At 65.4% G+C, this 9,350-nt stretch carries 5 protein-coding genes; 4 read left to right on the forward strand and 1 reads right to left on the reverse strand.

Going from position 1 to position 9,350, the window contains the following annotated elements; all coding sequences use genetic code 11:
• Nucleotides 1-352: 352 nt before the first annotated feature.
• Nucleotides 353-4,234 (reverse strand): serine/threonine-protein kinase, encoded by a 3,882-nt coding sequence (locus tag FRC98_RS18710; protein WP_146982946.1) that lies wholly within the window; start codon nt 4,232-4,234, stop codon nt 353-355.
• Between the two features lie 177 nt (nt 4,235-4,411).
• Between FRC98_RS18710 and FRC98_RS18715 the strand changes: the two genes are divergently transcribed.
• The 4 genes from FRC98_RS18715 to FRC98_RS18730 all read left to right on the forward strand — a co-directional run bounded on the left by FRC98_RS18715 (nt 4,412) and on the right by FRC98_RS18730 (nt 9,237).
• A complete protein-coding gene (locus FRC98_RS18715) occupies nt 4,412-6,478 on the forward strand; it encodes a TrkH family potassium uptake protein (RefSeq protein ID WP_146982947.1) in 2,067 nt (688 codons plus the stop codon).
• A gap of 80 nt (nt 6,479-6,558) precedes the next feature.
• Nucleotides 6,559-7,209, forward strand: a complete 651-nt coding sequence (locus FRC98_RS18720; protein WP_146982948.1) for a potassium channel family protein — start codon at nt 6,559-6,561, stop codon at nt 7,207-7,209.
• A gap of 72 nt (nt 7,210-7,281) precedes the next feature.
• On the forward strand, nt 7,282-8,415 hold the full coding sequence (locus FRC98_RS18725) for a methyl-accepting chemotaxis protein (protein WP_146982949.1): 1,134 nt from the start codon (nt 7,282-7,284) through the stop codon (nt 8,413-8,415).
• Between the two features lie 261 nt (nt 8,416-8,676).
• Nucleotides 8,677-9,237, forward strand: coding sequence for a hypothetical protein (locus tag FRC98_RS18730; protein ID WP_146982950.1), 561 nt, complete (start codon nt 8,677-8,679; stop codon nt 9,235-9,237).
• The last annotated feature ends 113 nt before the right edge of the window (nt 9,238-9,350 follow it).

Consider the following 9,350-nt stretch of genomic DNA (forward strand, 5'->3'; position numbering starts at 1 on the left):
GCGTGGGGTGGGGGTTCGCGTGTTGAGGTTGGGTGGTTAGGTGGTTGGGTGGTTGAGGGGCGCCGGTGGTTCGCGATGTGGGTCGATTCGTGAGGGCGTTGGGGGGAGTGCGGGTTTTGGTGGGGCGCCGGTGGTTCGCGATGTTGGGAGTTGTCGCGTGAGGTGGGGGTTCGCGTGTTGTGGTTGGGTGGTTGGGTGGTTGGGTGGTTGTGGGGCGCCGGTGGTTCGCGAAGTGGGTCGATTCGTGAGGGCGTTGGGGGGAGTGCGGGTTTTGGTGGGGCGCCGGTGGTTCGCGATGTTGGGAGTTGTTCCGGGCGTTGGGGGGTGTGCGTTTTGGTGAGGCTGCGCGGCATTATGCGTTCGTCGTGCCGATGCGTGTCGATGTGAAGCGGCGACGGCCGACCTCGGGGGGGAGGATGGAGCCGATCGCGTAGCCAGAGCCGATGTGGGGGTTGGCGAGGCGGCCGCGGACCTGGCCGAGCTCGTGTTCGCGGCGGGCCAGGGCGATGAAGACGCCGTAGCTCCCGAGGCTGGCGGCGTTGAGGCGAGCGCGGGCGAGGAGGGTGGCGGCTTCGCTGAGGTCGTTGCGGGCCAGGGCCACGTCGGCGCGGAAGAGGTCGCAGAGCACGTTGGACGCCAGCACGCGCTCCCCCGGGCCGGCGACCAGCAAAGACGTGAAGAACTCGCCGCGCGCCTTAAAGCCGCTGCCGAGAAGTTGCAGGTAGATGATGTGGGCGCGGGCCACCGCGGTCTGCTCGGCGTCGACGACTTCGTCGGCGAAGGTGACCGCGTCGGAGAGGGCTTCGAAGGCGGCGGCGTCTTCGCCCTGGTCGAAGCAGGCGTAGGCCTGACGCACCAGCGCGTTGAAGGCCAGCTCGCGCTGGCCGGTCTCCTCGCCGACGTAGAAGACGTGCTCGTAATGCTCGTGGGCGATCTGGGGGCGACCCATCGCCAGGTAGAGGTCGCCCAGGTGAAACTGCACCCGGGCGCGGCGCAGCGCGTCGTTGCGGGTGCCGTAGAAGCTCATCGCTTCGACCAGGTGGAGCTCGGCCTGCTGAAGGCTCTCAAGTGCCGCAAGCGCGCGCGCCAGGCCCACGTGCGGGGTGTGCTCGTCGTGCAGGTGATGCGTGGAGGTCAGGGCCAGCGCCCGGGTGAAGTTGTCGCGGGAGGCCTCGAAGAGGCCGGCTGCGAAGTGCGCGCGGCCGAGCTCCTGGAGGCAGGCGACGACGTCGCGGGGGTGATCGTCGTCGTCGAAGATCTCCATGGCGCGTTTGAGGTGGTCGACGGCCTCTAAGAACCGCCCCTGGCGGGTGAGCACATCACCCATGTAGCGGTGCTGGCGGGCGCGCAGGGCGTCGTCCTGCAACTTCTCGGCCTTGTCGATGCTCTGCAGCAGGATGCCCTCGGCCTGGCGGGGGCGGCCAAGCAGCACGGCGCAGCGGCCGATCTCGGCAAGCGTTGCGACGTAGGGGCGGGCCAGCGCCGTCTTTTTAAAGAGGTCGCGGGCGGCCTCGTAGTGGTGCAGCGCGTCTTCATAACGGGTCTGGCTCATGGCCAGGTCCGCCAGGAGTTTGTGGGCGTTGGCGCGCAGGGTGTGATCCTCATCGCGGGCCTCGCGGATCGCGCGCAGGAGCGCGTCTTCGGCGGCGCCGTGCTCGCCAAGCGCGCCCTGCACTTCGCCCAGGCGCAGCCACACGCCGGGGTGGGGCACATAGGCCGCCGCCGGGGTGGGGGAGCGCATGGACAGGTCGTCGAGCAGGGCTTTGAACTGCAAAAAATGCTCGCGCGCCGAGTCCAGGTCGAGTTCCTCGTAGGCCGACTCGCCAGCCTCGACCAGAAGGCTGATGGCGCGCTCAAAGTCGTGGCCCTTGATGGCGTGATGCACAATGCGGCGAAGGTCGCGCGGGGTGGGCCGGGGCGCAAACTCGTGCAAGAGCTTTGCCAGGTTGAGATGGGCCTCAATGGCGTCTTCGCGCTCGGCGAAGAGCTGGCGCAGGTTGTGGGCGTACTCCTGGTCACTGAACGCGATGGCGTCGTCGGTGAGGCGGATGATGCCAAAGCGCTCGGCGTGCTCGAGGATCACGCCCATCACGCGGGTGGTCTCAAAGGGGAGCACGCGATGATAGACGAACTCCCAGAGGGGGCGCTCGATGGCGCGCTCGTCGAGCTGGGCCAGGTAGCCGAGCACGCCGTCGAAGGCCTGATGAATCTCGGCCGGGGGCGCTTCTGAGGGTTGGTCGGGGGAGGTGAAGAGCTCGACGCGCTCGGTGCGCGGCGAGTCGTCGCGGGTCGGTGCGGCGGGCGCTGCGGGCTCGGGGATCAGAGGCTGGGCGCCGTCGGCTATGGCCGCCCAGCGGGCGATCTCCTCGTCGGTGGGATCGGCGGTGGGCACCGGCTCGCGCGTGGTCGACGAAGCGTCGGCCGAAGTTGTTTCGTCGCTTTCCGAAGATCGAAGAGGGCTCGGGGAGCTGCCAAGATACGAGCCGTCGACGGTGGCGCCGGAGCTGATGTCGGCCAGCTCCTGCAAGACCTCGCTCGACTCGGCGTGGCCCTCTTTGCGGGCGCCGGGTTCCAGCAGACGCAGCTGGCGTGCGTAGGTCGCCGGGGCCTCCACGATGGCGTCGGTGTAGCGCATCATGCCCGGGCGGCGGCTCAAGGCGTCGGGGTGCACGGTGACGACCACAAGGATGGGGGCCGGATGCACCTGAAGTTCGCGCAGAAAGCGGTCGAGGAAGGCCAGGGTGAGGGTGTCGAGGGTCTCTAAATTCTCGATGCCCCAGATCAGCGAGCCGACGCGGGAGGCGCGCCGAAAGGGCTCGACCATGCGACTTAAAAAGGCGTCGCGCAGCGAGGTGAGCTCGCTCAAGGGGTTGGAGTCGATGCGCACCGGCATCAGCTCGGTGAGGGTGGCGTCGTCCTGCTCCCCGTGAAGCTCACGCAGCAGGCGGTTGACCTCTTTGATGCCCTCGCCGCGCAGGCGCAGCCCGGCGACCTGCGCCAGATCGGTCTCCAGCCCGGCGGTGGGGCTTGTGGCCGAGGGGTTGGATTCACGGTGGATCAGGCGCACGCCGAGCTGGTTTTTCTGCTGGCGCAGAAAGGCGCGAAGGAGGTTGCTGCGCCCGGTGCCGGGGTTGCCGCGAATGACCGCCAGGCGAAGTTGGGCCGACTCCTGGACCTCGCGCAACATCTCGGAGAGCACCGAGAGCTCCCAGCGGTAGACCTCTTCGGCCAGGCCCGGTTGCTCCAGCTCGTCGCCGGCGGCCGGCAGCGCGACCAGGGGGCGGGGCTGGTTGGATGTGCGCAGGCTGGGCGGCACTTCCCGAAGATCCATATAAGGCAGAAACGCCTCCTGCATCAGCGCTTCCAAGAGCTCGCCGGCGTTGCGGATGCGCCGGTAGGGATCTTTGTGGGTGCAGCTTTTGATGAGCTCAAAAAAGGGCAGATCGGCAAAGGGCGGGGGGAGCTCCAGGGGGGGATCGTTGATCTGTTTGAGCATCACGTCCATCGGGCTCATCTGCCCGTCGTAGGCCGCGCGCCCGGTGATCATCTCAAAGGCGATGTGGCCCAGGGCGTAGACGTCGACCGCCGGGCTGATGTCTTCGGCCATGGCCTGCTCCGGGGCCATGTACAGCGGCGTGCCGAAGACGGTGCCCTCCTGGGTGAGCGGGGCCAGCGAGCTTGCGCGGGCGTCGCCAAAATCGCTCAGGGCCTTGGAGACGCCGAAATCGAGGACTTTGACGTGGTCGTGGCCGTCGCGGTCGACCAGAAAGATGTTCTCGGGCTTAAGGTCGCGGTGGATCAGCCCCATGCGGTGGGCTTCGGCCAGGCTGCGGCAGACCTGGGTGAGGATGGACCAGACCCGCTTGAGATCCATCGGCCGGCCGTGCTGGACCTCATCGCTTAAGTCGCGCCCGCGCAGAAACTCCATGGCGATGTAGCACAGACCCTCTTCGGTCTGGCCGTAGTCGAAGAGGGTGATGGTGTTGGCGTGGGTGAGCTGGCTTGCGAAGAGGGCCTCGCGGCGGAAGCGCTCCACGATCTTGGCGTCGGCCGAGGCCCGCGGCTTGAGCACCTTGAGCGCCACAAAGCGGTTCATGCCCTCCTGGTGGGCACGGTAGACGACGGAGAAGCCCCCGGAGCCGATGATCTCGACGATGCGAAAGCGGCCGGCGACCAGATCGCCGGGTTTGAGCGCCGGAAGATCGCCTTTTTGTGCGTTGGCGAGGGCCTGCATGAAGGGGTCCCTGGTTGGAAGCGTTGCCTGGCGCGGGCCGCGTCAAGCTTTACCTCAACTCATACCAACCGCGCGGCGTCGCGAAAAGTTGCATTTAAGGGGTAGGAGGATGAGTATGCCGCCTGAGCCGGCCATCTGAGGGTCGGGCGTGATGTCTATTGCAAGTGGTTTTGAGCTATGGCGGATCTGGGCACGAGCGCCGAGCGGCGGTTGGCCGCGGCGAGGTTTATGGGGGCAAATATCTTCTCGGCCTTTGCGCAGCTGGCCGTGGATATGCCCAATGGCTACTTCGGTGGGGCCGACGAGATCACCGAGTGGGGACGGCTCTACGCGATGGTGCTGCTGGGCTCGACCCTGCTGGCGCTGTGGGGTTACGGGCGCAACCACCCGCGGGTGGTGTGGCTGGTGGGGCTGACCTGCTCGCTCTCGATCGGGGTGTTTATGGCCGCGCTGGCGGTCAGCCCGATCATCCCGGCCGGGGCGATGATCTGGAACCTGGTGGTGCTGGCCTGGACGCTCTTTCCGCTGAAGTTGAGCGGGCCCCGATCCCGGGCGACGGTGGGGATGGAGCAGCGCGAGAGCCGGCTCGATCGCTGGAGTCGCAAAAACGGCGCCGGGGTGCGCCACCTGCTCTGGGTCTCATTGATCCTCAACGTGGGGGTGGTGGGCTTTGAGCTCAGCGGTCAGAACTTTGTGGTGCTCGCCACAATGACCTTTGCGCTGGTGGTCAGTGCGCTGACGGCGCCGGCGGTGGGCACGATGGTGCGGGAGCGGCGGCTCTGGGTGATCCTGATCCTGGTGCCACTTTTCTTGATGGCGTTTTTCCTGGGGAGCCCCCAGGTGCTCTTGCTTTTGCTGAGCCTCTATCAGTTCGCGATGCTCTTTGTGCTCTCGGCGCGCGAGCCGATCTTCAACGACGTGCTCGACTACTTTTATGAGTATCCGGCGCTCCTGGTGCTGACGACTTTCGCCACGCTCACGGCGGTGGGCACGCTCCTGTTGAGCCTTCCGGCGGCCTCGGCCACCGGGGTGCCGGTGAGCCCGATCGATGCGTTTTTTACGGCGACGAGCGCCTCCTGCATCACGGGTTTGATCGTGTTGGATACGCCGGAGGCGTTCTCCTTTTTCGGGCATGTGGTCATCCTGGTGCTCTTTCAGATGGGGGGCATCGGGATCCTTGTGCTCTCTACCTTTGCGACGCTTTTGCTGGGGAGCCGGCTGGGGATGCGCGCGGAGCGGGCGCTTGAAGAGGTGCTCGATCTGCCGGGTTCGCAGAGCTCGTACAGCCTGGCGAAGTTCATTGTGGGCTCCACCCTGGCCATTGAGGGGCTGGGGGCGGCGGGGCTCACGGTGGTGTATATGCGCCACGGCTACCTCTTTGATGAGGCGCTGTGGATGGGGATCTTTCATGCGGTCTCGGCCTTCTGCCACGCCGGTTTTGCGCTGCAATCGGACTCGCTGATGATGTTCCAGGATGATCCGCTGGCGCTGACGATCTTCTCGGTGCTGGTGACCCTGGGGAGCGTGGGTTTTCTGGTGTTGGCGGTGGCCTGGCAGTGGCTGCGCGGGGAGCGTCGGCGCGTCAATGTGCAGGCCCGGCTCATCGCTATCGGCACCGTCGCGCTGATCCTGGCCGGGATGGTGCTCTTCTTCATCTGCGAGTGGAACGGGGTGCTGGCCGACATGACCTGGCGCGAGCGCTTCTTTAACGCGCTGATGCAGAGCGTGACCTTGCGCTCTTCGGGCTTTAACTCGGTGGACACCACGATCCTGAGCCCGGCGACGCAGTGGTTTATGATCTTCTTTATGTTCATCGGCGGCGCGCCCGGCTCCACCGCGGGGGGCATCAAGTTGACCACGCTTGTGGTGCTGCTCTTTGCGGTGCGCGGCATCGCCAGCGGTACGCCGCGGGTGGTGCTTTTTCGCCGAGAGATCCCCCAGGAGATCGTGTACCGCTCGGCGGGCATCACCGTGATCAGCCTGGTGCTGGGGTTTGTGCTGCTCTTTTTGCTCTTGTTGACCCAGTCGATCCCCTTCGACATGTTGGCCTTTGAGGCGGCCAGCGCGCTGGGGACGGTGGGGCTCTCGGTGGGGGCGACAAGCCAGCTCAATGACATCGGTAAGCTCTTGATCGTGCTGGTGATTTTCATCGGTCGTGTGGGCCCGCTGGCGCTGGCGCTGGTGCTGGGACGCGGCCAACCCAGCCGTCTCTCGTACCCGGAGGCCCGCATCATGGTGGGTTGATGGGCGCGTGGGCGGTGTGTGTGTCAGCGGTAGAACTTCTGGAGAGGTCGCGCTTTTGAGGCGCGAAGACGTGAGCAGTTATGAGTCAGTTTGCGGTGATTGGTCTGGGGCAGTTTGGCATGAGCGTGGCGCGTAACCTGGCGCATCAGGGCGAGTCGGTGATGGCCATCGACCTGGACGCGGAGCTGGTGGAGAACGCCTCGCAGGATGCCGACGTGGCCATTCGCGCCGATGCCACCGATGAGCGCACCTTACAAGAATTGCAGCTCGAGACGATGAGCTGCGTGGTGGTCGCCATTGGCGCGCACTCGATTGAGGCGTCCGTGCTCACGACAGCGCTCCTCAAACAGGTGGGGGTGCCGCGCATTGTGGCGCGCGCCATGAGCGATCTGCACGCGCGGGTCTTGCGCGCCATCGGCGCCGATGAGGTCGTTAACCCCGAAGAGGAGATGGGGCGAAGGTTGGCCGCGCGCTTAAGCCAGCCCAGCATCCTGGAGCAGGTGGAGCTCGGCGACAGCAACCTGGCCGAGGTCGAGGCCCCGGAGGCGTTTGTGGGCAAGACGCTGGCCGATCTCGACATTCGCAACCGCTACGCCGTCTCGATCATGGCGATTCAGCGGGGCGATGAGGTGATCGCCAACCCTATGGGCGCCGAGTCGCTGCAGAGCGGCGATGTGCTGGTGGTGGTGGGTTCGGTGAACTCCATCCGCAACCTGGCCTCGCTGGCCTGAGCCGGTGGTGATGCCCTCGGGCGGCCCGCGCCGCGCCTGGAACCTCTCTTTGAGCAGTAGGCTGAAGCCATGATGAAACTTCGTACACGCTTGTTGCTGGGCTACGGCTACATGGCCGTGCTCGTGCTTTTGACGGCCGGGGGGGCGGCGTTCGGGTTTTTCAGCATCAGCGAGGCCATCGACCGCATCCTGAGCGAGAACTTCCGCAGCGTGACCGCCTCGGTGGAGATGATGGAGGCGCTGGAGCATCAGAACACGATGACGATGAGCGCGCTGGTCACCGGCGAAAACATCGAGGAGGGGATGCAGCTCAGCGACCAGGCCTTTTATGCAGCGCTGGGGCGGGCGGAGGCCAACGCCACGATCGAGGGGGAAGGCGAGCTGCTGGAGGAGATTCGCGCGAATTATGCCGGTTATACCGAGGTGCGAAACACCACGCTTTCGCAGCGTCACGAGCAGCCGCTTCGGGCGTTCAGCGAGGAGATTTTTCCCTCGTACATTCAGGCCCGCCAGCAGACCTTTGAGCTCCTCGATCGCAACCACCAGGCCATCATTGAGGCCGATCAGGCCGCGCGCATGACGGCCCTGCAGACAGCAGGCTGGCTGGGTCTTCTGGTCACCGTGGCGCTGGTCTCGATGGTCTTTCTGGCGCGGGCGCTCCAGTCGAAAATCCTGCTGCGTCTGGAGGAGCTCAACGAGGTGGCCGAGGCGATCCTGGTCGGGGAACACTGGAGGCGTTTTGATATGCGGGAGAACGATGAGCTGGGGGTGGTGTCTCGCCAGCTCAACGCCGCCCTCGACGCCCGCGATGAGCTTCAGGCGGAGATGCGCGGGCGCATCAACCAGCAAAAACAGCTGGTGCTCGGGCTCATCTGGGGCATCCCTGGAGAGCGTATGCTGGTGGGGCTGGACAGCCACCTGATCGCCTCGACCTGGACCGTCGAGCATCACGAGGTGGTCGAGGCGACGCTGGGCTGGGTGCGGGAGCGGCGGCGCGAGATCCTGGAGGCCTTTCGCGAGACGCACGAGGCGGCGGTGATCGAGGCGCAGTTTGAAGGGGTGGACGTGGAGATTCGTCTGCTTGCGACTCAGGACGGGCGGCCGGTGGGGTGGCTGGTGCAGAGGATGGATATTGGCGACGAGGCCTCAACGTCTGAGGAAGAGCCGGATGGTGGGGGGGCGGTGGGGAGGAGTTCGGTGGATTGAGAGGGGCGCGTTGTGGAGAGGTTTGTGCGGGCGTTGGGGGGGGACGTGGTTTGTGGTTAGGTGGTTGGGTGGTTGGGTGGTTTTGGGGCGCTCGGGTTTATGGTGTGGGTCGATTTGTGAGGGCGTCGGGGGGGATGCGGGTTGTGGTTTTGGGGCGCTGGGGTTGATGGTGTGGGTCGATTTTTGAGGGCGTGGGGTGGTATGCGTCTGGGGATATGGATTCGTGATGTGGTGGATAAACAGGATGTGCAGGAGGGAAGGATGAAGAGTCATTCGAAAGCAGCGGTGGCGTTGGTGGCGATGTGTGCGGTGATGGGAGTGGCGAGCCTGGCGAGCGCGCAGGGGAGCGTGGTCAATAAGGAGGAGTTTGAGCTGACCAAGACCAGCCAGCGGGTGCATATGCCCGGGCTGCGTTTTGATTACGGCTTTTCGGAGGTACTGGGACTGGGTGTGGGCTATATGTACGCCTACGAGACGACCTTTGCGTTCGCCGGCGTGGAGACCCTCTTTCGGGCGGGAGGCGGGGCCGACCTGAGCTTTGTGGTGCCCTCGGACTGGGGTGGGTTGGAGGCTATTACGCTCTACGGTCGCGGACGCGTGTCCGGCGTGGGGCCCTCCGGGGGTGTGACGCTGGAGCTGGGGCTGGGCGGGGGGATCGAGAGCCGCGGGGTGGTGCCGGGCGCGACCATCGGGGCGTATTACGCCGGGAAGCAGTTTGAGATCGGGTACTTTTATCAGGCGGTGCTGCAGAGTTATCGGCCGGCGTGGATGAGTACGCACAACGTGGGGTTGAGACTCCATATACCACTTTTCCCGCATTGAGGGGCGTGCGGTGTGGTTAGGTGGTTAAGGGGTTAGTACTACTTGATCAGTTCACCCAGAAACCGCTTGAAACGTAGACGATCGACCAGCCATTCACGGGCAAGTTGTGCTCG

It is taken from the genome of Lujinxingia vulgaris, from assembly GCF_007997015.1.
Taxonomy (GTDB): Bacteria; Myxococcota_A; Bradymonadia; order Bradymonadales; family Bradymonadaceae; genus Lujinxingia; species Lujinxingia vulgaris.